The organism is Neobacillus bataviensis LMG 21833 (assembly GCF_000307875.1).
In the GTDB taxonomy this organism is placed as follows: Bacteria; Bacillota; Bacilli; order Bacillales; family Cytobacillaceae; genus Neobacillus; species Neobacillus bataviensis.
On the sequence record NZ_AJLS01000074.1, the window covers coordinates 1 to 24,784 of the forward strand.

General features: G+C 40.4%; 19 protein-coding genes. 5 read left to right on the plus strand and 14 right to left on the minus strand.

The window, feature by feature from the left end:
* Positions 1 to 145: 145 nt before the first annotated feature.
* From BABA_RS12210 to BABA_RS12255, 10 genes are all read right to left on the minus strand, one after another.
* On the minus strand, positions 146 to 1,501 hold the full coding sequence (locus tag BABA_RS12210; RefSeq protein WP_007085501.1) for an aspartate aminotransferase family protein: 1,356 nt from the start codon (positions 1,499 to 1,501) through the stop codon (positions 146 to 148).
* 74 nt (positions 1,502 to 1,575) lie between these two features.
* The gene (locus BABA_RS12215; protein ID WP_040346211.1) at positions 1,576 to 3,042 is read right to left on the minus strand and encodes a CoA-acylating methylmalonate-semialdehyde dehydrogenase; all 1,467 of its coding nucleotides are present in this window, start codon (positions 3,040 to 3,042) and stop codon (positions 1,576 to 1,578) included.
* A 176-nt stretch (positions 3,043 to 3,218) separates the two neighbouring features.
* Positions 3,219 to 4,835, minus strand: coding sequence for a PucR family transcriptional regulator (locus BABA_RS12220; protein ID WP_007085503.1), 1,617 nt, complete (start codon positions 4,833 to 4,835; stop codon positions 3,219 to 3,221).
* An 80-nt stretch (positions 4,836 to 4,915) separates the two neighbouring features.
* On the minus strand, positions 4,916 to 5,134 hold the full coding sequence (locus BABA_RS12225) for a hypothetical protein (protein ID WP_007085504.1): 219 nt from the start codon (positions 5,132 to 5,134) through the stop codon (positions 4,916 to 4,918).
* 22 nt (positions 5,135 to 5,156) lie between these two features.
* Positions 5,157 to 6,629 carry an NCS1 family transporter gene (locus tag BABA_RS12230; protein WP_007085505.1) on the minus strand — a complete coding sequence of 491 codons (1,473 nt, stop codon included), beginning with the start codon at positions 6,627 to 6,629 and terminating at the stop codon, positions 5,157 to 5,159.
* A 155-nt stretch (positions 6,630 to 6,784) separates the two neighbouring features.
* Complete coding sequence (hydA, locus tag BABA_RS12235; RefSeq protein WP_007085506.1) at positions 6,785 to 8,203, minus strand: dihydropyrimidinase; 1,419 nt, start codon at positions 8,201 to 8,203, stop codon at positions 6,785 to 6,787.
* Positions 8,204 to 8,229: 26 nt separating this feature from the next.
* Positions 8,230 to 9,516, minus strand: a complete 1,287-nt coding sequence (preA, locus tag BABA_RS12240; protein WP_007085507.1) for an NAD-dependent dihydropyrimidine dehydrogenase subunit PreA — start codon at positions 9,514 to 9,516, stop codon at positions 8,230 to 8,232.
* 36 nt (positions 9,517 to 9,552) lie between these two features.
* On the minus strand, positions 9,553 to 10,908 hold the full coding sequence (locus tag BABA_RS12245; protein WP_040346233.1) for an NAD(P)-dependent oxidoreductase: 1,356 nt from the start codon (positions 10,906 to 10,908) through the stop codon (positions 9,553 to 9,555).
* A gap of 398 nt (positions 10,909 to 11,306) precedes the next feature.
* Positions 11,307 to 11,801 carry a hypothetical protein gene (locus BABA_RS12250; RefSeq protein ID WP_007085509.1) on the minus strand — a complete coding sequence of 165 codons (495 nt, stop codon included), beginning with the start codon at positions 11,799 to 11,801 and terminating at the stop codon, positions 11,307 to 11,309.
* 113 nt (positions 11,802 to 11,914) lie between these two features.
* Entirely contained in the window at positions 11,915 to 13,444 is a 1,530-nt protein-coding gene (locus BABA_RS12255; RefSeq protein WP_007085510.1) for a DHA2 family efflux MFS transporter permease subunit, read from the minus strand.
* A 184-nt stretch (positions 13,445 to 13,628) separates the two neighbouring features.
* Here BABA_RS12255 and BABA_RS12260 point away from each other — a divergent pair, with 184 nt between their 5' ends.
* Positions 13,629 to 14,549, plus strand: a complete 921-nt coding sequence (locus tag BABA_RS12260; RefSeq protein WP_007085511.1) for a TetR/AcrR family transcriptional regulator — start codon at positions 13,629 to 13,631, stop codon at positions 14,547 to 14,549.
* Between the two features lie 27 nt (positions 14,550 to 14,576).
* Here BABA_RS12260 and BABA_RS12265 read toward each other — a convergent pair whose 3' ends face one another.
* Positions 14,577 to 15,062, minus strand: a complete 486-nt coding sequence (locus BABA_RS12265) for a PaaI family thioesterase (RefSeq protein ID WP_007085512.1) — start codon at positions 15,060 to 15,062, stop codon at positions 14,577 to 14,579.
* A gap of 89 nt (positions 15,063 to 15,151) precedes the next feature.
* On the opposite strand from BABA_RS12265, the gene pepF reads away from it, so the two are divergent.
* Both pepF and BABA_RS12275 read left to right on the plus strand, forming a co-directional pair.
* Positions 15,152 to 16,975: an oligoendopeptidase F gene (pepF, locus tag BABA_RS12270; RefSeq protein ID WP_007085513.1), complete on the plus strand. Its 1,824-nt coding sequence runs from the start codon at positions 15,152 to 15,154 to the stop codon at positions 16,973 to 16,975.
* 151 nt (positions 16,976 to 17,126) lie between these two features.
* Complete coding sequence (locus tag BABA_RS12275) at positions 17,127 to 18,809, plus strand: hypothetical protein (protein WP_007085514.1); 1,683 nt, start codon at positions 17,127 to 17,129, stop codon at positions 18,807 to 18,809.
* 435 nt (positions 18,810 to 19,244) lie between these two features.
* Here BABA_RS12275 and BABA_RS12280 read toward each other — a convergent pair whose 3' ends face one another.
* Positions 19,245 to 20,063 carry a formate/nitrite transporter family protein gene (locus tag BABA_RS12280; RefSeq protein ID WP_040346216.1) on the minus strand — a complete coding sequence of 273 codons (819 nt, stop codon included), beginning with the start codon at positions 20,061 to 20,063 and terminating at the stop codon, positions 19,245 to 19,247.
* A 343-nt stretch (positions 20,064 to 20,406) separates the two neighbouring features.
* Between BABA_RS12280 and BABA_RS12285 the strand changes: the two genes are divergently transcribed.
* Positions 20,407 to 20,832, plus strand: a complete 426-nt coding sequence (locus BABA_RS12285) for a hypothetical protein (protein ID WP_007085516.1) — start codon at positions 20,407 to 20,409, stop codon at positions 20,830 to 20,832.
* A 120-nt stretch (positions 20,833 to 20,952) separates the two neighbouring features.
* Here the strand turns inward: BABA_RS12285 and BABA_RS12290 are convergent, their stop codons facing one another.
* Together BABA_RS12290 and BABA_RS12295 are read right to left on the minus strand one after the other, a co-directional pair.
* Positions 20,953 to 21,942, minus strand: a complete 990-nt coding sequence (locus BABA_RS12290) for a proline dehydrogenase family protein (RefSeq protein WP_007085517.1) — start codon at positions 21,940 to 21,942, stop codon at positions 20,953 to 20,955.
* Between the two features lie 188 nt (positions 21,943 to 22,130).
* A complete protein-coding gene (locus BABA_RS12295; protein WP_007085518.1) occupies positions 22,131 to 23,672 on the minus strand; it encodes a DHA2 family efflux MFS transporter permease subunit in 1,542 nt (513 codons plus the stop codon).
* A 204-nt stretch (positions 23,673 to 23,876) separates the two neighbouring features.
* Here BABA_RS12295 and BABA_RS12300 point away from each other — a divergent pair, with 204 nt between their 5' ends.
* Positions 23,877 to 24,779 carry a TetR/AcrR family transcriptional regulator gene (locus BABA_RS12300; RefSeq protein ID WP_007085519.1) on the plus strand — a complete coding sequence of 301 codons (903 nt, stop codon included), beginning with the start codon at positions 23,877 to 23,879 and terminating at the stop codon, positions 24,777 to 24,779.
* The last annotated feature ends 5 nt before the right edge of the window (positions 24,780 to 24,784 follow it).

Sequence of the window (24,784 nt, forward strand, 5' to 3'; positions counted from 1 at the left end):
CGATGTTGACTTATCGTAGGGCGGAGAGCGAAGGACACTAGCCGCTAGGGCGCTGGAGCTGGACATTTCTCAAAGTAAAATTTACACTTTTATCCCCCCACTAAAAAACACCCGCAAATCAAGTTTGCGAGTGGCATTTTTATCATTATAGTAATTTATTTAGCGATTCTTTCAACGTCTTAATGATAAATTGTAAGTCTTTCTGTTCGATATTTAACGGTGGTGCCAGGGTTAAGACATTGTTGTAACCGGCTACCGTTGCCCCGTTCTTTCCAATTATAATTCCTTCCTGCTTACAGCTGGCAATGACTTGATTGACTAGACCTGAATCCAATGGTTCCTTCGTCGTCTTATCCTTTACGAGTTCAATCCCGACTAATAAACCCTTCCCGCGGATATTACCGACATAGGGATGATCCTGAAGCAGGTTCGTTAAGTCATTCAGCAGCTGTTCCCCAAGATCTCTAGAACGGTCAAATAACTTTTCCTTTTCCATAATTTCAAGGTTTTTCAAAGCTAATGCACAGGCAGCTGGATTCCCGCCAAACGTATTGACGTGGCGGAAGTAATCATACTCCTCTGTCCCTTTGAATGCTTCATAGATGTCTTTACGTACTGCCGTTGCTGAAAGTGGTAAATAGGCACTGGTAATCCCTTTAGCCATTGTGATGATATCCGGCTTCACACCGTAATTCATAAAGCCAAATGGCTTACCCGTACGGCCGAACCCGCAAATGACCTCATCGACAATTAGGAGGGCACCGTGTTTTTCACACACCTCTTTTGCTGCCTTCATATAACCATCTGGCGGGACAAGAACCCCGCCGCCGGTAATGATTGGTTCCATAATCATCGCAGCGATTGTTTCGCTTAGCTCCCAGGTCATTGTCCGATCAATTTCTTTTACGGAAGACAATTCCCTTGGATCGGCAACATTCGTATCATCACGGTAGGAATCTGGCGGTGAGACGTGAATAAACCCTGGTGCCAGCGGCTCATACTTGTATTTTCTTTGTGCCTGACCCGTTGCGGCCAGAGCACCCATAGAATTACCATGATAAGCCCGGTAGCGCGAGACGATTTTATAGCGGTTAGACTCACCCTTCTGCTGGTGATATTGCCTTACGATTTTAAAGGCGGTTTCGTTAGCCTCGGAACCGCTGTTGGAGAAGAAGATGACATAGTCATCACCGAGCATTTCATTCAATTTTTCTGCTAGTTTTATAGCGGGAACATGGCTTTGCGATAGAGGGAAATAGGCCATCTCCTTTAATTGCTCATAGGCCGCTTCCGCAAGCTCTGTTCTGCCATAGCCAACATTCACACACCAAAGACCAGCCATTGCATCCAAATAGCGCTTCCCGTCAGCATCCGTTACCCACGCACCCTCTGCCTTCGCCGCAACAATAGTTGTCTTCGGATTATAAGGCTTCATCGAATGCCAAACATACTGATCATCCTGCGTCAACAAAGTCTCATGCTGACCACTAGTTTGCACCATACCCATCCCTCCAATATTATAATTGGTGCCTGACACCATTAATCACTTTTCTCCTATGTTTATGCAGCTAATGCTTAGGCATCAAATCTTGATGTGATCATTTTCTTTCTGGTGTAGAAGTTTAGTCCGTCTTTGCCGTTGACGTGGAGGTCACCGTAGAAGGAGTCTTTCCAGCCTGAGAATGGGAAGAAGGCCATGGTTGCCGGTACGCCGACGTTAATCCCAAGCATCCCTGCATCTGCTTCTTCACGGAATTGACGGACGGCCTTAGCATTGTTTGTATAAATGGTTGCTCCATTGCCAAATCTTGATTTACGGATATAGTCCAGCCCTTCATCTAAGTCCTTTGCACGAAGCAAACTTAATACTGGAGCAAAGATCTCTTCCTTGGCAATGGTCATATCAGCGGTCACATGGTCAAAAATCGTTGGACCCAAGAAATTCCCCTCTGTAAGCTCAGCCATCTCACGGCGTCCATCCCGAATTAAATCCGCCCCTTCTGCAATCCCTTTTTCAATATAGCCAAGTGCCTTATCACGGTGTTCCTTGCGAATAACTGGGGTTAATAACACCTCATCATCCATTCCATTTCCGATAATAAGTTCATCTGCTGCTTTCTTTAGCGCTGCAACAAACGGTTCATTATCGCCGACAACCACTACTGCGCTGCAGGCCATACAGCGCTGCCCCGCGCTTCCAAAAGTGGAACTAAGAACATGCTGAACTGCTTTATCCATATCGGCATCAGGCATCACAATATGATGATTTTTTGCACCTGAAAGGGCTTGGACCCGCTTGCCCCCCGCTGCTGCCCGCTCATATACATACTTGGCAACCGGCTGGGAACCGACAAACGAGATTGCCGCGATGTCCTTGTGCTCAAGTAATCCATTCACGACATCGTGGGCACCGTGGACGACATTTAAAACCCCTTTTGGAGCTCCCGCTTCCAAGAATAATTCTGCTAATCTATTAGCCAATATCGGCGTCCTCTCTGAAGGCTTTAACACAAATGTGTTGCCACAAGCAACCGCAAGCGGGAACATCCATAACGGCACCATCATCGGAAAATTGAACGGGGTAATCCCGCCAACAACCCCCAATGGATAGCGGAACATTTCAGAGTCGATGTCTTCGGCAATCCCCGATAACGTTTCACCCATCATTAAAGTTGGTGCACCAGAGGCAAATTCGACACACTCAATTCCGCGCTGCACTTCCCCATATGCTTCCTTATAGGCCTTGCCATTTTCCTGAACAATGAGCTTGGCCAATTCTTCATGGTTTTCCGTTAACAAGTAATGATATTTAAAGAGAATTCGTGCACGCTTCGGAACCGGAACGTTTTTCCACTTTTTAAATGCTTCCTTTGCCGCTGAAACAGCGAGATTGACATCCTCTTTCGATGATACCGGAACCTTTGTGATTACTTCATTAGTGGCCGGATTTGGTACATCAAGTGTCTGCTCACTAACCGAATTCACCCATTCTCCATTAATAAAATTTTTCAACACAGCCGTTTCCTTTTTCGTCACACTCATGCGAAAACCCCCTAGTTTTTAAAAATTGGATTAGCACTATTAAAATATCCTTATAAACTCATTATCTCGCATCTCTAAAACGCTTTCATTAGACGAAATGTAAAATAATTTACAGCAATTCTGCGACATTTTGAACACTCATTTTACATTTAGTCATTTTACTAGAATCAAAAATCTTACTTCGCTTGGTTGACGCTATTCGGCTGGGCAGACGATAAATAATCATGAACTAGTAACATAAATTCAATTGCTACCCGTTTCTCATGCTCCATAAAATCTTCTCCCAAAAGGTTTTCAAGTTTTTGCAGACGGTGGTACAGAGTCTGTCTGACAATAAATAACTTATTGGAAGTCTCTTGTTTGGAACCGTTACATTCCAAATAAGTCTTTAATGTCCCTAGTAGTTTGCCGTTGTATTTTTGATCATATTGAATAACCGGCTGAAGATATTCTGATGCGAGCTCCTGCAGATCAGTATGTTTACTCATTTGTGAAATAAGTCGATACAAATGCAAATCCTCGTAAAAATAATAAATTTGTTTATACGTCATTTTTTGTTGAATTCTTAAGGTCTCTTTCGCTGTCTGATAGCTCTTATGTACGTCACTAATGGAATGAATCAACTTCCCAGCTGCAATCATGAATTTTCCTGCAGATTGTTTTCGGATAAATTCTGAGTCTTGAATCGATTCAATTGCTTTTTTTATCCGTTCCTTCAAGTTCTTTTTCGTGCGATTATTTAACAGAATAAAGGTCATATCATTTCTTTTTTCAACGAAAAAGACAGCAAAGCCATTCTGTTCAAAAACAGATCGTAATAATAATTTCATGTAGGTTCCATCTTGACTTGCTTTATCCTTAATCGGGATTTGTTTAGTGATCAAAACGACAGCGTCATTCGTCTTGGCCTTTATTCCATTCTCTGTCAGGTATTCGTGAATGTCCTCGAGTGAATGTTCACCCTCCAGCCAGCCTTGCAGCCATTCAAATTCCTCCACGCGCTTTTTTTCCTCAACATATAAATCTCTTAATAAATGCTGGGCTAAGGCGGTCGCTGTCCGGTCTAAAATCAATAATTCAAATTCGCTTATCGGAATATCCTTTGAATAGATGAACAATTCAGCATACTCTTGTCCGAATAAAAAGATGGGCGTTGAAGCAATATGATCATAAGCCTGCGTCTTTGCCTCTTCAAGCTGTTGAATAATGGAGTCTTGTTCATGGATGCTAATTTCTGGGACAAATTCATATTCCTTACTTTTTGGACGAAAAATGATTTGCACATCCAATGCTGAGAAAATAAACTGAAGGATATCCTCGTAGGTTTCAATCGTTAACAGCCGTTTATTTAAGCTTTGCGAATAATTCTCTAAATCAGAAATCTTTTGATATTGCTGATTAATGATAACCGAATGAATATCTTGTGTGATTTCTACAAACGGTACTTCTTTTTGAAAAATAATAATCGGAAATTGATGCACATTGGCCATTTCAATTACCTCATCTGGTACGTCTGACAGGTAGGTTCCCAATTCAAGACATAGCCCAGCCGCATTGTTTTCAATGAATTCCTTAACCATTGAAACAAATAACTTCATATTATCCTTCCAAGCAACACCCGTTGATAAAATAAGCTCGTTCCCATTTAATAGATTTCGTATACTCGTAACCTCGACTACATGAACCCATTTGACGTTACGCTGAATGCCCTCATTTCCCGCTATAACCATAGCTTGTTCAAAGTGTTTCCGTTTAATTATATCTGCAACCTTTAGTTGAAAATGTTCCTTCATATGTCCGGTTCTCCTTGAAATGTTAGGGTAGAAAAGGATTGATCCATGAACCAATCCTCATCCTTTTACCGCGATCCCGCTTAACTATTCGCTTGTTTCTGGTTTATTAAAATATGTGAAAAGTACTTCCGGCCATTAGCTGTTCCAATCAGAAGTGTTTCGGTTACATTTCCATTTGGATGTAAAAAATCAACCGAAGCCCCATTTAAATGTTCTCTTACCCCGCTAATACGGCAGCCTTTTTGGAGAAGAAAATCAATTTTGTCTCGTTCATTTAGAAATTGTTGATAATCTGACATTTTATCACCCTTCTATTCTGAATTAATATAAATCTACATTATTGGGGATTTCTTCTGCAACAGGCTCATACGAATGATCTTCAATGACCCAATCGCGTCCAACCGAAATACCTAAATACTTTTCATCACTTGGATCCTCGATTTCAGCCTGGCGATATTTATTGAACCACCAGTACTTTGCAAGCACATAGTAAATAACTGCACCAATTAAGAAACCTACTAAAAACCCATATTCCGGAACAAAATAGGAGGCAACTCCACCGATGATCCAGGCAATAAAGCCAGCAGCGTTTACACCGCCCATGTATTTATACTGTCCATGATCTTCATATAATTCAGGAACATTCACTCGTCGCTTCCGGAGCAAATAATAATCAGCAAACAGTATGCCCACGATTGCCGATAGAATCCCCCCAACAATGAGAAGAATCGGAATGATTACACCAAACAACGTCCATGGCTGAACAACGGTTCCCACAATACCTGCCGTAATGACACCAGCCCAAAACGGAAACTTCGGACCGCCTACGTTAGAGAAAATGGTCGCAGCAGGGACAACATTTGCCGCGGTATTGGTTGACCATTGTGCCAAAACAATCATAAGCAGTAGAATGGCAAGGATAAAACCGCCAGCGGACTCCTGAAGGGCAACAACAGGATCGTAATTTAAGACGGCAATATAGGCCACAGCACCAATAATGATCATAAAGGTTTGCGTTAATGGCATGGCAATCATGTTGCCAATTAAGGAACCCTTATTTCGTTTAAACCAGTTCTTTTCATTGGCAGGTGCTTTAATAAACCGAGAAATAGATGGTATATCAGCACTTATGGTAGCCCAAAAGCCCATATTGCTAAAAATCACCACTAAAAATGCGGTAAATGCTGCCCCGCCGGTAACAGGGGACTCCGCCCAGCTCCAAATATCTCTTCCAGCTACCGCCGCCTTATCCGATAAGGACGAATACATCCATAACGATATAAGTATAATGACAGGTGCAGCCATGTCAGCAAAACGTTCGATAGATTTAATTCCTAGTGCAGTATTAACCAACTGAACCACGGCAAAAATGAGAAAGCAGACAAACCAATTATCAAAGCCAAATAAAATATTTAAGATGCCGTTCATCGCTGTTGCCCCAAAATAGGTATTAATACCGAACCACATCGATGCGGTCACACCGCGGGTGATGGAAGGAATATGGGTACCAATCGTTCCAAAAGGTGCTCTCATATAAACGGGAAAGGACAAACCATGCTCAATCCCAATGTCAGCAATTAAGGAGATGAAAAAACCAATTGCAAGGCTTCCAATGACAGTTGCGAGAATAACCCATGGTAAGGATAAGGACATGACCCCCGAACCCCCAATGGCGAAGGCAGCAAGAACCACACACATCCCCACCCACATAAAGGAAAATCCCAATTTGGTGATTTTTCGATCCTTTTGATGGATGGGCAATAAATCAGGTGATTTTAAATGGCTTTTTTTCATAGAAACACTCCATTTCGGTTAATTTAACGAGAATTTTAGATTCCAAAATTCAAAACCGACATCAACCTTTCAATTTTAAAACGGCAATTGCCCAGGAAGTTCCGAGCAATTGCTGGGGGAGGTTAAAATATGCTGAATGGAGCTGCAATTATAAGTTAAATGGATAAGGTTTCGCCTTGGGTTAACGGGGCATTGCTGCTATATTTTGCCCGCTTCAAATATTGGCCGGATCCTGGTTTCCCGACAAACTGTTTTTCGCGGACAACATATTCTCCGCGCACTAAAACGGAAACAGGCTCGCCCGTCACTTGCATTCCTTCAAAGGCATTGTAATCTACAGCTAAATGATGCGTTTCTGCCGAAATCACTCGTTCAAAATTCGGATCAAAAATCACAAGGTCAGCGTCAGCACCAATGGCAATCGTTCCTTTTTTCGGAAATAAACCAAACAACTTGGCGGAACGAGTAGAAGTGAGGTCAACAAATTGATTAAGACTAATACGTCCTTTTTTCACTCCCTCAGAGAACAAAATCGAGAAACGATCCTCAATGATCGGACCGCCATTCGGGATTTTGGTAAAATCATCCCTGCCTAAATCCTTTTGCCCTTTAAAATCAAACGAGCATTGATCTGATCCGAGTGTTTGCAGCTGCCCACTCTTTAATGCGTTCCAGAGAACTTCCTGGTTCCACTTTTCCCGTAATGGCGGCGACCATACATATTTCGCCCCCTCAAAATTCGCTTTTTCTAAATAGCTTTGATCAAGTACTAAATATTGCGGACATGTTTCGCCCCAAACATCGAAGCCTTTACTGCGGGCCTCGGTAATTTTTTCAACAGCATCTGCGCAGGATACGTGGACAACATAAAGCTGGGAATTTGCCAACCCGGTTAACTTTGCCGCGCGGCCTGTCGCTTCGCCCTCTAATTCAGGCGGTCTTGTTAACGCATGGTAAATCGGTTCGGTCTTCCCTTCTTCAAGAGCCTTTTTCGTTAGATAATCAATGACATCCCCGTTTTCCGCGTGAACCATGACTAATGCACCATGTTCTTTAGCAGAAACAAGGGTACGGAATAACGTTTCATCATCTGCTTGAAAGACATTTTTATAGGCCATAAACACCTTGAACGAAGTAATGCCTTCTTCATTTATTACCCGTGGAAGTTCATTCAGGACGTTCTCATTGATTTCCGAAATCATTAAGTGGAAGCCATAATCAATGACCGCTTTTTCCCGAGATTTATCATGCCAGATTTGAATAGCATTTTTAAGCGGCTCCCCTTTATTAGTTAAACAAAAGTCAATGACCGTGGTCGTACCGCCAAAAGCAGCGGCAATAGTCCCCGATTCAAAATCATCCTTTGTTACCGTTCCGCCGAATGGCATGTCAAGATGTGTATGCGGGTCAATTCCCCCTGGAAAAACAAGACAGCCTTTCGCATCGATGACCTCTGCCCCTAGCGCTGATAGATTCGTACCAATTTGCGTTATTTTGCCGTCTTCGATTAATACTTCTGCTTGATAGGTGTCAGCTGCGGTAACAATTGTGCCGTTTTTAATAATCTTTTTCATCAATGGTTCCTCCTAATCTATTACGTTTACTTGGTAACATCTGCCTTGCATTCAACCGCGAGACTTAAGGCAGCTTGGCGCTCATTCCATGTCATCGGCGCAAGCTCCCTGGTTGCTTCTACCATGTCGATCGCCCCGTCAACTGGGCAGACAATGGAGCATAGATTACAGCCTACACAGTCTTCTTCCCTTACCTTTAGGTAGCTTTTTCCAGATGCATCCGTCAGCATATCGATGCATTGATGGGACGTGTCCTCGCAGGCAATATGACATTTATTGCAGTTGATACAAACATCGGTATTGATTTTTGCGACGATATTGTAATTCAAATCCAAATTACCCCAATCCGAATATCTTGGAACGGATTTTCCGATGATTTCAGAAATAGAGGAGATTCCTTTACTATCCAAATAATTGCTTAGTCCCTCAATCATATCCTCGACAATCCGGAAACCATGGTGCATCGCTGCCGTGCAGACTTGAACACCAGTTGCACCCATCAACATAAATTCGACAGCATCCTGCCAGTTTGAAATCCCGCCAATGCCAGAAATCGGCACGTTAATATGCGGATGTCTTGCACATTCTGCGACCATATTTAAGGCAATCGGCTTAACCGCAGGGCCGCAATAACCGCCGTGTGCCCCTTTTCCAGCTACATGCGGGATCGTGTTCCAGGAATCGAGATCTACCCCCATCAAACTATTGATTGTATTGATCATACTGATAGCATCCGCACCACCATTACAGGCTGCTTCGGCAGTTGCGGTAATGTCTGTAATATTTGGCGTTAATTTGACAATGACCGGTGTCTTTGCCACTTCTTTCACCCAATAGGTCTGTCGTTCTACGAGAGCTGGCACTTGGCCTGAAGCAGCACCCATGCCCCGTTCCGCCATTCCATGTGGACAGCCAAAGTTTAACTCGAGGCCATCAACCCCGACATCCTCCACCTGTTTGACAATTTCATGCCACTTCTCCTGCTTCGGCTCGACCATTAATGAAGCAATAATCGCATGGTTCGGAAATCGCTTTTTCGTTTCATAGATTTCCTTTAAATTCACTTCTAATGGACGATCGGTAATGAGCTCAATGTTATTAAAACCGGCCACTCGTTGTCCGTTAAAACTAATCGCAGCAAATCGGGAAGATACATTCAAGATTGGATCGCCTAATGTCTTCCATACTGCTCCGCCCCAGCCAGCTTCAAAGGCCCTCTGAACTTGGTAGCCTGAGTTGGTAGGCGGTGCTGATGCAAGCCAGAACGGATTAGGAGATTTTATTCCTGCAAGATTAATACGTAAATCAGCCATCATTTTTCCCCCTTTATGATTAATAGATTACTAGATTCAATTTGCTGTTCCGACTGCCGAATAGTGCTTATGAATGGCATACGCCACATTTTTACCTTGCTGGGCAGCGGTTACGACCATTGCGTCTCCTTTTCCTTTTCCAAAAACCACATCACCACAGGCAAATATTTTATGATTGGAGGTTTGAAGCGTGTCTTGTTCGACTTTAACGACACCGCCTTCATGCTGCAGTCCAAATGCCTCAATTAGTTCCATGTGCCTTGTTTGTCCGATTGCTTTTACCACGGCATCCACAGGCAACACGTATTCAGATCCTTCTACCGCAACAGGTCTGCGGCGACCATCTTTTTCTGGCTCACCGAGTTTCATTTTGAAACACTCAATGCCCGTTACTTGTCCGTTTTCATCACCGATAATCCTTTTCAGAGCCGTTAACCAGCGGAATTCAACCCCATCCTGTTTCGCAAATTCATATTCAAAATCATAAGCCGTCATTTCTTCTTCCGTTCTGCGATATAAAATCTTGACGTTCTCTGCTCCCAAGCGCACGGAACAAGTCGCCCCGTCAATCGCGGTATTTCCGGCACCAATGACAACTACTCGTTTGCCAACAAAGTCGTTCGATAATTGACCACTTTTGGTTGCCATTACAAATTCAATCGCATCATAGACACCGTCTAGGTCTTCACCTTCGACACCGAGGTTCGGAACATGCGCCATTCCGACCGCTAAGACAACCTTATCGAAATCTTCCATTATTTGTTCAACTGAGATATCCCTTCCGACTACGGTGTTGGTCCTAATTTTTACATTCAATTTTTCAACCTGTTCCACTTCCCAGAAGGAAATGGACTGCGGAAGCCGGAATGAAACAATCCCATACGTATTTAAGCCCCCAGCTTTCTCAGAGGCTTCAAAAATGGTGACATCATAGCCCAATCTTGCCAGTTCCCTTGCGGCAGATAATCCGGCAGGGCCGCCACCAATCACAGCGATTGTTTTTCCGTTTGATTCTCCTGGTTGAAAAAGGGTCTGTTCATTTTTTATGGCCCAATCAGTGGCATATCGCTGCAGATTGCCGATCATAATCGGTTTAGTAGAATGGTTGAGGACACAAGCTCCTTCACAGAGCTCCTCTGTTGGACAAACCCGCGCACAGCTTGCGCCAACAGGATTTGAGGACATAATCGTTTTAGCAGAGCCTAATAGATTTCCTGAGGCAATCTTTTTAATAAAGGTTGGAATATCAATTCCAGTTGGACAGGCCTTAATACATGGGGCATCATAGCAATAGAGGCATCGGTTCGATTCTTCAATAGCTTCTTGGTTTGTTAGTCCACGCTCTACTTCTAAAAAGTTCTTTTCAAGTTCAGTTATGGAAATACGCTGCATTTTTTCATTCGCCAAAGAGAAGCCCTCCTTCAATCATGAATAATTTATATTACAAACACAGGATGAAAGCGCTTAACAATAAAAAGAACTTAAAAAATCACCTACCTCTGATGATAATTTGATCTTCACGGAAAATTTGTGCATCCTATCCTAATTTTACAGACCCTAAATGGGCAATGCACCTTACAATCTGTAAAATGATGCAAGCATTTCATTATCCACTATGTAAAAATCTTTTTCTTGAAGTTTTACACCTTTCTGAATTCTCCTCCAATTTAACACAATCAAAATGAAAATCTTGTAAAAAAAACTCGATTGAATAATATTTTTACGTGATCCTAAACCATTGAAAAAGTAAAAACCTAATCAGCAACATTAGCTGGTTAGGTTTTTTACTTTCAACTATTTATCCCTTTTACAGCTTCAATCAATTTAAAAAGGAAATGATAAATTAACTGGAAAGCCTCATTCATTGTTATATTCTCGTTAAATCCTTCGACATAATTTAAAGCAAAATTCAAATTCCATAAACCATCCTCATGGCTGAAGATTAAATCGAATTTCGCTTCACCACCATGTAGATTTGCATTTAGCTGTTCTTTTATTACCTTTTCAAATTTCTTCTGCAGCTTTAATCCCAGCATAACATCGTATGTTCCAAATACATCATCCGCTTCTACTGAAATGGAGTCCACATTTACTAAGTCAAACCATTTTGATTCTAGATAAATAAACTCATTTTTATGCTTTTTTAGGTAGTCAAGTGGTTCAGCCAAAAACGCAGATGATTCATTCTTGATCATATTTTCTGTTTCTTTGTCACAACGTTCAATATAAGCATCTAGAAATCGAGTTTTATCATCTTTCTCTACATATTCTTGGTCTTTTAACATATAAAATCCTCCTATGGTCGCTTCCTACATTATAATCTATTTTTTTTATAATAAAAGCAAATGTTGCCATAAGAAAAAGAGAGATGCCTATAAAAGTCACCTCCCTGCCGTCATTAATTTCCCGCTAATTTTGCCGCTACATTTTTTCCAGCCGGCTTTATTTCAGTTTTATCTTCGGCTTGTTTCGCTCGTTTAATAAAGAAGGATAGAATCAACGCAACCGCCGCGATCCCTACTGTCACAAGGAATGCATCGTTGATTCCTTCTAGCATCGCTTTCATCATTACTTGCTGTTTCATTTCTGCAAGTACTGCAGGTGTTGGCTGCTTCGTTAAGTGAGCCATCGCAGCTGCACCAATTTCCTTTGCATGTGTTGTCGTACGATTTGTCATGATTGTCACCAACAACGCCGTACCAATAGCGCCGGAAACCTGTGACATCGTACTGTTCATTGCTGTTCCATGTGGATAAAAACGCGCAGGTAACTGGTTTAAGCCATTTGTCGTAATCGGCATATTCACCATCGACATCCCAAACATTCGCACGGAGTATAAAATAATTAAGTGTGTATAGGTTGTATGAAGTGTTAATTGGCTAAAATAATAACTCGTGACTACGGTAATAATTAAACCAATTATCGCTAATATCCGACCGCCAAACTTATCAAACAATTTTCCTGTGATCGGCATCATGATTGCCATAATAATGGCTCCAGGCAGCATCATTAAACCTGCATCAAGCGGTGAAATTCCGCGAATAGTTTGCACATAAATAGGGGTTAGCAGCATCCCTGAAAACATCGCCATCGTAACCACCATCGAAATAACCGAGGATAAGGCAAACATCGGGTACTTATAAATCTTGAAATTGAGCATCGGTTTGTCTTGTTTTAATTGACGTATAATAAATACGGCTAATGAAATAACACCAATAATAAGTGTTCCATAAACTTCCGGACTATCCCAGCCTTTCTTACCAGCGGAACTAAATCCATAAAGGATTCCGCCAAACCCAATGCTTGATAGTAAAAGTGACAAGGAATCAAGGCGGATATCTATTTTCTCTTTTTTATCCTTAAGTAAGAAAATGCCAAGCAATAGCACGATAACCGCGATTGGTGTAACAAAATGAAATAACATTCTCCAGTCATAATGTTCAATTAACCAGCCAGAAAGTGTCGGGCCAATAGAAGGAGCAAACATAAGTACTAATCCAAATACCCCCATTGCCGCCCCCCTTTTTTCCACTGGGAAACTAACTAACATGACATTCATTAATAGCGGCATTAAGATGGCTGACCCCGCCCCTTGAATCATCCTGCCTGCTAAAAGAATGGGAAACACGTGGGCAAAACCTGCCAGAATGGTACCGATAGTAAATAACCCCATTGCAGTTAAAAAAAGTTGTCGAACTGAATATTTTTGAATTAAAAATGCTGTAGCCGGTATCAGAATTCCGTTTACTAACATAAAACCTGTCGCAAGCCATTGAACAGTCGATGCTTCCACCTTTAAGTCCGTCATAATCGACGGCAAGGCAATATTTAATAATGTGTTGTTTAACATGGCAATAAAGGCACCAACCATTAGAACCGCAAGAATCCCATACGGCGGACGATTGGTTTGTTTTATTGTTTGATCCATTGATTTTCCCCCTCATAAACTGATAGTCCAATTTTTTATACCCCTGTTTCACCTTTCATAATAATATACTGTCAGTTTAGTTTTGGCAACAAAAAAAAACTGCTTATTTATGGGTTTGTCATGCGGGCTTATATAAGGTAGTATATTTTATACAAGGAGTACAAAATAATGGTAAGGTGATTTTATGTACAATCGGAAACAGAACGTCATTAAAATGGCACAGCAATTATTTATCGAAAAAGGCTACCAAGCTACATCTATTCAGGACATTTTAGATTATAGTGGCATTTCTAAAGGGACCTTTTATAACTACTTTGCATCAAAAAATGAGTTATTAATTGGCATTTATAAATCTGTTTATAAGAAGCTTGAACAGGAACGCAATGAATTATTGATTGGTCAAGACCCAGCCGATCTTGAGATTTTCATCAAACAACTTGAAATGCAAATGATTACAAATAGAAAAAACAAGCTTATTACTATTTATGAAGAGGTCATGGCTTCAAATGATTCTGAACTCAAGCAATTTATTCAAAAAAGCCGGTTGAATGCTCTTCGATGGCTGTATCTTAGGTTCATAGATATTTTTGGTGAAGATAAAAAACCATATTTGTTGGATTGTGCGATTATGTTTCAGGGCATCCTGCAGCATAATGTCCAATATAATCGGAGAGCCCATAAAACAGGTGAAAAAATTGGCCCTGTGGTTCGATATTGTGTCGCTCGTTTAGTAAAAATGGTGGAAGAAGTGTCTGAATCCGGTGACCAATTGCTCGAACCGGCACTTTTGGAAAAATGGTTGCCAAATGGTTCAAGAAATAAACAAGGATTAAAGGAGAAACTCTTCCATTTGTCTGGAACCATTCGGAAATCGGTGTCAAAAAATAAATCTTCTGATGATGATGAAGAAAAACATCTGGAATTGTTAGAATTTATCCAAGATGAATTACTGCATTCCAATAACCCTCGTAAATACTTAATTAAAAGCGCTCTTACATCGATGAATGGTTATGCTTGCTGCAATAAGGAACTTCAACAGCTAGAAACACTGATCGACGATTATTTTAGGCAATTAGATGAGCTAGAAAAAACCCCTAATCAATAGATTAAGGGTTTTTGGCGCGTGTCCCATTTATTCTTTTTTCGTAAATGTACTAGGCATAACGACTGCGATAACCTCACCTAGTGCACACACCGCATCATTCGCAAAAACTTCTATTTCCACTTTATATTTTTTCGGATGGATTTCCTGTATCGTTCCAACTGCTTTCAAAGGAACCCCATGTGGAGTTGGCTTCAAAAAGTTTACATTTAATGATGCCGTCACAAAGCGTGGCGGCTCTGCTCCGTCACCTGGTTCATGACCATTTTTTCGATGGAGAAATAGCGATGCAGAGCCTGTTCCATGGCAATCAATGAACGAGGCAACAAGCCCGCCATAGACAAAACCCGGCAATGCTAAATGTTCAGGATCAGGTGAATAAATCGACACCGTTTGTTCACCCTGCCACCCTGTTCGAAAATGATGCCCCGCTACATTTAATCGGCCGCAGCCGTAACACCAGGCAAAATCATCAGGATATTCATCTTGAATCGCTTTTACTACCGTTTCTTCCATACTCACTCCCCCTTTTTCAGAAAAGTATAACATATTTGATAAGATATGATAAAATTTAGGAGGACCAAATTTTAAGGAGGAGAAATTCGGTGAAAAAAACAGTTGAAAAACGACTCACTCGTTTAGAGGTTCCTGAAGAACAAACATGGAATTTGAATGATTTATTCCCTTCTGATGAGGCATGGGAAACGGAATGTGAACTGATTGAAAAACAAATCTTAGGGTTTAACAGATTTAAAGGGACATTACATACTGGTGCAAAGGCATTACTAGATTGCTTGTCTGCACAAGAGCAGCTTTCAATGCGAATCATTAAGGCGTGGACATTTGCAAATTTAAAACAATCCGCCGATGGCGCAGATCCGATAAATCAGGCGACTTCAGCAAAATTCTCCGCCTTGCGGACAAAAAGTTTTGCTGCCTTATCTTTTATCAACTCAGAAATCCTAACACTTGAGGAAGGAAAAGTTGCAAAATATCTAGAAGAAGAGCCTGAGCTTATGGCCTTCAAGAAAAACCTAGAGGAGCTTCTTGAAACGAAAAAGCATAAATTATCGCCCGAAACAGAAGAAGCACTTGCAGCACTTGGTGACTTACAAGGAGCCCCCTATCAAATCTACCAAATGAGTAAGCTGGCTGATATGGATTTTGCACCAATTCAAGATGCTGACGGAAACGAATGGCCTGTTTCGTTTGCTTTATTTGAAAATCGTTATGAGTTTTCCGCAGATACAGAAATCCGCCGAAAGGCCTACAATTCCTTTGTTTCATCGCTACTGCAGTACAAAAATACAATGGCGGCAACTTATGCTGCTGAAGTGAATAAACAGGTTACACTTGCACGCTTGCGTAAGTATGAGTCGGCCACCCACATGCTGCTCGAACCACAACAGGTAAGCATAGACATGTATAACAACCAAATCGACACCATTTTTACAGAATTAGCACCGCATATGCGCCGCTTTGCCCAATTAAAGAAAAAGGTTTTAGGCCTTGATCAAATGCTTTTCTGTGATTTGAAAGCACCTTTGGATCCGGACTTCAATCCGGAAACAACCTATGAGGAAGCAAGCCAGGTCATTTTGGAATCATTAAAAGTAATGGGTCCTGAATACTGTGAAATTATCGAACGCGGATTTAATGAGAGATGGGTTGATCTTGCTGATAATGTGGGCAAATCAACTGGAGCTTTCTGTTCCAGTCCTTATGGTGCCCATCCGTACATCCTTATTACCTGGCAGGATAACATGCGCGGATGCTTCACCTTAGCACATGAATTTGGCCATGCGGGGCATTTCTTTCTAGCGAATAAATACCAACGGATTATGAATGTCCGTCCATCCATGTATTTTGTGGAGGCACCGTCAACGCTGAATGAAATGCTGTTAGGTCAGCATTTGCTTGCTAAAAATGAAGATAAGCAAATGCGCCGCTGGGTTATCCTGCAGCTGCTCGGTACCTATTTTCACAACTTCGTGACCCATTTACTTGAAGCCGAATACCAACGAAGGGTCTATGCCCTTGCTGAGGAAGGCAAAGCCCTTACAGCCAAAACACTATCGGAAGTCACTGGTGCCGTCCTAGCCGAATTCTGGGGAGACACGGTTGAAATCGATGAGGGTGCTGGCTTAACTTGGATGCGTCAGCCGCACTATTACATGGGCCTATACCCATACACCTACTCAGCCGGATTAACAGCATCAACCGCTGTTGCCCAACTGATTCAGGAAGAAGGCCAGCCCGCTGTTGACAGATGGCTGGAAGTCCTTCGAGCTGGCGGCACCATGAAGCCGCTTGAACTTTTAAAACATGCAGGTGTCGATATGTCAAAACCAGATCCAATCAAAAAAGCTGTCGCCTACGTCGGTTCCCTTATTGATGAATTAGAACGTTCATATGAAATTGGTGCCTGACACCATTAATCTTAATACCATAGTGCTAAATATTAAAAACGAGCCTTAGGGAACTCTCTGAGGCTCGTTTTTTTTGAAATGAAACTTTTCATTATGTTTTCCGTATATTTATCATAACGTAGGGAATGCCAAGATAATAAAGGAGATTTTTATGGGGAACATATTATTATTTACACTGATTATTGGAATCGCTTCTGCTCTTATTCTTTTTCCCATTTATAAAAATGAACAGCTAAGTGCGAAGGAGGGTAAACAGCTAAAAACGGGCGTTATCATCGCGGTGGTCGTCATTCTAATGCCTGCTGTCTTTGCTTTCTATTATTTAAGTAATGTTGATAGAAACTTTTCTACCGTTTGGCCGTTAGCCATTTTTATTACCGCCGGTGGAGCAATCCTATCAAAAGGAGTGGAAAGAAAGGTTAAAGGCATTTTATTCATTGTTAGCGTCATAACAGCTGTGTATTTCCTTACCGCCTTTATGTTTAATGCTAATGAAAAATATGAAATGGCAAAAATGGATCAAAAGGTGGAAATCAAGACCTTCGATGAGAAGGAAACACCTGCTAGCGTTCCGCCGCAATTTGCCCGGAACAAAATGAAAAAAGCATTCGGCCAAGTGCCGAACACAAGCTATTATGAACTTGGAAATTTACAAATTCAAAAGGTGAACGGCGATTATGTCTATATCGCACCTGTTGAATTCTCGGGATTTTTTAAATGGTGGAAAGGCGGACAAACACCGGGTTATTTTTCCTTAAGTGCCACCGATTCATCTGCAAATCCTAAATTCATAAAGTCGGAAATGGTGTACACCCCTTCCTCCTTCTTTAATAAAAATGTTGAGCGCCATATTCGGATGAATTTTCCGAAGAACATTTTCTATGGAGATGTGCAGTTGGAAATTGATGACGAAGGAAAACCATTTTATATTCGTTCCTACGGAAAATTTATTACGGCACGGAATGGTTTTGATGTAGAAGGAATAGTAGTGATCGATTCAAAGAATGGCAAAACAAAAAAATATCCATTAACCGAAGTTCCCGATTTTATTGATGGCACCGTATCACCTGAGGTGGTTAGTCTTCAAAACAGCTATTTTGGGAACTTTATCCACGGATTTTGGAATAGCAAATTCGGAAAATCTGATGTAAAGCTGCCTTCAGATGAGGGTACAGAAGCAAATGTCAGTCCAATCTTTGATGAAAAAGGTGTTATGTATTACTTCACCGATTTCACTAGTCCAAAAGAAGGTGTTGACTCGATGCTTGGCTACTCCCTAACCAACTCAAGAACTGGCACAGCGACTTACTATACGGGTAATCCGGATCAATCATACATGGATTCACAAGGGGCATTACAGATTATTGAAAAGAAATTTATTGAAAAGAAATGGCACGGTCAAATGGCTATTCTTTACAATTTCTACGGTGAGGCAAGCTGGCTAACGCCTGTACTTGATTCTAACGGATTCTTGCAAAATTACTTTATCGTTTCGGCAGCAAATCCAGAAATATCCGTTTATGGTGTCACCCCAAATGAAGCCTTAAAACAATATAAGACAGCATTGCAACGCGGAAAAGGAACCGTGAATGGGAGCTCTAAAGCCAAAGAAATGCAAATATCTGGCACAGTCCTAAGGGTTTATAAAGAAAAATCCGGCGATTTCACAGTTGTTTCTTTCCTATTAGACAACCATAAAAACTATCTAATTTCATCAGAAAAAGCGCCACTAGCCATCTACCTAAAAGAAGGAGATCACGTTGCGATTAGCTACCTAGAAACGGGCGAAGATTTCCTTCCTGTCAAAATGCTTACAATAGAAGGATTGCAATAAGGTTTGTACGATTACTAGACTGGTATCAAAAACTAATGAGGAACTGACAGAAATAGTTCAGTTCCTCATTTCGCTGTTTATCTAATTCCCTTTTTCAATAAGACTTTGATAAGCCGCAGAGGTTTTCACTTCAACTGTTAATTTTCCTTTGCGAATGGAGTCCTATACAACTACCAATTACTAAAATTGTAATTGCCCATTTCCGTATAGCCATTGCTTTCAACTTCTCCTCTATTTCAATGATCATTGTTGCTATCCAACATAATCTGAATGATTAGTTGGATCTTCCATTCACCCATTTTATTCCTTATGACCTGTCTATATGTCCGGGTGATGATCAAAATGTTTTACTTAAAAGGAAAGGTTCGAAGCTTTTTGGTTAAGAAAAAAGCAGCGGCAGAACGACTGTTCCACCACTGCTGTAGGTATTTTTCATTATCCTACTTTTTCCATAGTCTCCTTAATGTTAGTCTCGGTGTATGGTGATTTATTTTTATTAAAAGCATACCAATAAGCCATCCCAATAAAGATTGTTCCCCCAATGGCATTTCCCAAGAAGACTGGGATGAAATTATGTAAATACTCAATCCAGGTAAAATGGCCGGCAAAGATTGCTGCCGGGATGACAAACATATTCGCTACAACGTGCTGGAATCCGATTGCCACAAACGTCATGGTTGGAAACCAAATACCGGCAATTTTTCCGAACATATCATCCGCCCCGTAAGAAAGCCAGACAGCTGCGGCAACCAGCCAATTACAGCCAATTCCTGAAATAAAGGCTTGCAAAAAGGATGCTTCAAGCTTGTGCTCTGCGATACTGATTGTTTTCGCGAGGTAGGGTGTCATTTCGGTAAGTCCCAAAAGGTGGCCGAAAAAATAGGCAACAAAGATGGCGCCAAGAAAATTACTGACCGAAACAAGAAACCAGTTAAAAAGTACCTGTCCGGTGTTAATCCTGTTTTCCATTCTTGCAAGCGGCACAGCCATCATATTCCCTGTTAGAAGTTCGCCACCGGCAAGTAAGGTAAGAATTAGGCCAATTGGAAAAACAGCCGCGCCAATTAAACTACTTAACCCTTCTAAATTGGGCGATAATGTTGCGGTTACCCGAATAAATAATAAGTATCCTAATGCAATAAAGGCACCTGCCTCAAAACCTAAAATCATTGTTTGCATCAGAGAATATTTCGTTTTCTTCACTCCATTTTCCACGGTTATTTCCAAAATTTTTGCTGGTATACTGTATCCCATATGATGAGCCCCTTTAACAAAACTTTTTTCGCTAATTTGTGAAGTATTTAACATACTTCTATTTTAAAACAATTTCTCCCACATTCCTGTGAACTTTTTATAACTATTAATAATAATTTCCTATGTTTACATTGAAATAATTTCGACAAATTTCTACATTTTAAAAGAACTTAGCGGGTGTTAGTACAAAGTATGATATAATATAACTAATACACAGAAATATTAAGAGCCGTACTATCAATATTTGCTTAATTTTTCTAAAATCCTTCTAGTTTCCCACTCATACCGACAATGCCCATTGAAGTACTTGCGATAGAAATATATTGAAGAAAAGGTGTTATAAATGGAAAATACAATTGAAACAGTTTACTGCTTAGAGAACCCGGAAAAAAATATTATTAAATTTGCAACAGGAACACAGCTGCGTTATGAGGATATTATAAAAGAGGTTTTCGGCGTGGCATGTATCAATGATTTACACATGATGCTCCAGTATAACAAAAGTTTTCAGACAAGTATTTGTAATTCTTTTGGAATTAGCGAAAAGAAGATTACCCTAGATAAAATCATTCGCATTGCTTCCAAAACAGATATGCTTCGATTAAGAAACCAATTGATCGAAGAGCAAAAAAATAGCCCGGAAGATATGGAACTTGAAGCGGACACTTCCCTCCAACGGCCATTTGATTCCATCATCAAACTCCAAGAAGGACTCTATCAATGGGACGACGCCAATTTCTCCTACAGCGCTGTTACTAATGGTGCCTGACACCCTTTTTATTATTATGATAGTGATAATGAACAATAGCTCTTTTCTGTATATAAAAAGACTACCTACACCAAATGGGGTGAAGGTAGTCTTTTTGCTTTATATCTGTCACATGAATATTTATTTACGTTTTTTCTTCTTGTCTTTGGTAGTTGTTAGTCTTCCCAATAAAAATGCCCCTGCTGCTACTCCGATTATGGTGTTTGTCTTTTTGTTAAATACTTGTTTCGCAACAAGATTTAAATTTTGCGGTCTTTCTGCCAACCGTCTCATGAAATACCCATACCAATCATTTCCAAAGGGAACATACGTACAGAAATTGTACCCTTCGCTTGCCAATTTTAGCTGCAACTCTTTTCTAAACCCATACAACATTTGGAATTCGTATTTATCTTTTGAAATATCATTGCGTTTTACGAACTCTTTCACATGGTTAATAATTCTGTGATCATGGGTAGCAATCGAAGTGAATTTCCCGTTTAATAAATGCCATTCAATCAGCTTAATATAATTGGCATCGATGTCTTTCTTGTCCTGGTAAGCGATTTCATCTGACTCTTTATACGCACCCTTTACAAGACGAATACGGTAATTTTTATATCGTTCAACGTATTCCAGCGCATTATGGAAATAAGCCTGAATAACGGTACCCACATTATCATACTCAAGTGATAGGTCGTCCAATAAATTAAAGGTAAGTTCTAGATGTTTAAAGTCCTCCATATCGATATTGATAAACATCTGATATTGGCTCGCTTTATCCACAATCTCTCTAACATTGTTTAAACAAAATGTATAATCGATATCCAAGCCAACCTGCGTCGGTTTTAATGAAATATGTGCATCTACTTGATTCTCATGGATTGCCTCAATGACCTGCAAAATTTGTTCCTTCGCGGCCGTTGCCTCTTCTTCTTTAAAAACGAACTCTCCAAGATTATCAACCGTACAAGAGATTCCTTGTGCGTTTAGTTCTTTAATACTTTTAATGACTTCCGGTATATTCGTTCCAGCAACAACGCTTTGTGCACCCATTTTTAACCCATATTTCTTTGCAGCACTATTAAGTAGTTGGTTTTGGGATAGACCCATAAAAATATCTTTCAACATCGTGATAGACTCCTTGCTGTTGTTTTTTATCACCATTATAGCATACGCTTTCAATAAAATTTATTTTAAGAATTTTCGGAAATAAAACTCCCAAAAACTAAACAAATCATACAGAAAAACGAGCCCGCTTCTTAAAAAAGAAGGGGCTCGTAAACATACTGCTAAAAGTAGAAAAGGTGTCAGGCACCTTAGTTCTCTATTAATTTTGCAGCTACTTTTTTATCGGCAGTTTTAGTGGTGCTTCCGCCTTTTAGTTCGTCTTCTGCTTGTTTAACGCGTTTGATAAAGAATGATAATACTAAGGCTACTGCGGCAATACAGGCAGCGATAAGGAAGGAGAAATTAATTCCATCTAATGTTGCCTGCATCATGATCTGCTGTTTCATTTCGGCAAGTGCAGCTGGAGTGGGTTTTCCAGTCAAGTGTTTCATTGCTTCCTCACCAAGCACCTTACCCTGCGACACCGCACGATTTGACATAATGGTCACCATCAATGCGGTACCAATAGCACCTGCTACTTGGTTTAGTGTATTGTTCATGGCAGTACCGTGTGGATAGAATCTTCTTGGTAATTGATTTAGGCCGTTTGTCGAAACCGGCATCATGACCATTGACATCCCTAAAGCACGAACCGAATACAAAATGATTAAGTGTGTGTAAGTGGTATGAAGTGTTAATTGACTAAAACCATAAGTTGTTACCACAATAATCGCTAAACCAGTGACTGCTAAGATTCGGCCGCCAATTTTATCAAATAATTTCCCTGTAATAGGCGACATGAATGCCATCAAAATCGCACCAGGCATCAGCATTAGCCCCGCGTCCATTGGAGAAATGCCACGCAGGTTCTGAACATAAATCGGCAGAAGCAGCATCCCGGAAAACAGTGCCATGTTTACTATCATGGCAATTATAGAAGATAGAGCAAACATAGGGTATTTATACACTCTAAAATTTAATAATGGCTGTTCTATCTTATATTGACGCAAAATAAACACGAACAATGAAATAATACCCACTATTATTGTTCCATATACTTGTGGGCTGTCCCATCCCTTACTTCCTGCAGAACTAAAACCATATAAAATACCGCCAAAACCGATACTTGATAAAAGAAGCGACAAGAAATCGAGGCGGATATCCACTTTTTCCTTTTTGTCTTTTAATAGGAAAACACCTAATAAAATCACGATAATGGCAATTGGGGTAACAAAGTGGAAAAGCATTCTCCAGTCATAATGTTCAATAATCCAGCCTGACAATGTTGGGCCAATGGCCGGTGCAAACATTAAGATCAGCCCAAAAACACCCATTGCGGCTCCCCTTTTTTCAATCGGGAAGGCAACTAACATTACGTTCATTAACAGTGGCATCAAAATAGCTGAACCGGAGGCCTGCAACATTCTTCCCGCTAAAAGAAGTGGAAAAACATGAGCAAAACCGGCAAGAATCGTCCCTGCTGCAAATAAACCCATCGCGGCTAAAAATATATGACGGACAGAAAATTTCTGGATTAAAAACGCACTAGCTGGAATTAAAATTCCGTTTACTAACATGAAACCTGTTGTGAGCCATTGAACAGTGGCTGCCTCTACTTTCAAGTCACTCATAATAGAAGGCAGTGCAATGTTTAATAACGTGTTATTTAAAAATGAAATAAAGGCACCAATCATCAGTACGGCTAAAATTCCGTACGGTGGACGATCATGCTTTTTTTCGGTTTGATCCATTATTGTTCCCCCTTAGACGGATAGTTCAAATTTATTCTCTAAATTCGCATAAACAATATCTTATACCATTGGTACAAAATATGCAATTAAAAAATATCCTGTTATTTAATGGGTTTGTAACCATTCAAAAAATACGGTACTATACAATTTATACAAGTAGTCTTTTTATACATATAGTCCAAAGAATTGATAAAGGGTGATCAAATGAATGACAGAAAACAGCATGTAGTTGATGCCGCCCGTCAATTATTTATTGACAAAGGTTATCAAGCCACAAGCATTCAGGACATTTTAAATTATAGTGGAATCTCTAAAGGGACATTTTATAACTATTTTTCTTCTAAAAACGAATTATTAATCGCTCTTTTTAAAATGATCTATAAAAAACTTGATTATGATCGCAATGAATTACTCATTGGAGAAGATCCCTCAAACGTCGAAATCTTTATCAAACAAGTGGAATTGCAATTGAAAATGACGCGGACGAATAAGTTATTATTTCTTTTTGAAGAGGTATTTGTTTCACATGATGAAGAACTTAAGCAATTTATTAGAGGAGGACAATTAAGGTCTCTTCGCTGGGTTTACAACCGCTTCATCGATCTCTTTGGCGAAAGCAAAAAGCCCTATTTGTTAGATTGTGCCGTTATGTTTATCGGGATTTTACTCCACAATCTAAAATTTAACGGAATGGCGAAAAGGTCAAATACGACCAGTATTGAAAAAATTGTCAGATATAGTATGGAACGGATAAAACACATGGTGACAGAAGTGTCAAAAGCGGATGAACAATTACTAAATCCAGAGGTTTTAGATCAGTGGCTGCCGAACTGTCAAAAATACAGCCAGTTTTTCCAACAGGAACTTTACCATACAATTCTTTTATTAAAAAAATCTCTAAATCAAAATGGTGATCAGTTCAAAAACATGGAATTACTGGACTTTATACATGACGAATTATTGAACAACAAGAAACCACGAAAATATCTCATTGAAAGTGCCCTATCCTCGCTGAATTCAAAAAAAGACATCACGGAAGAAATAAATTTCCAAAAGCTTAATCACTTGGTTGCGTCTTTTTTTAAGGAAATAGAAGAAAAAAGCTAACCCCC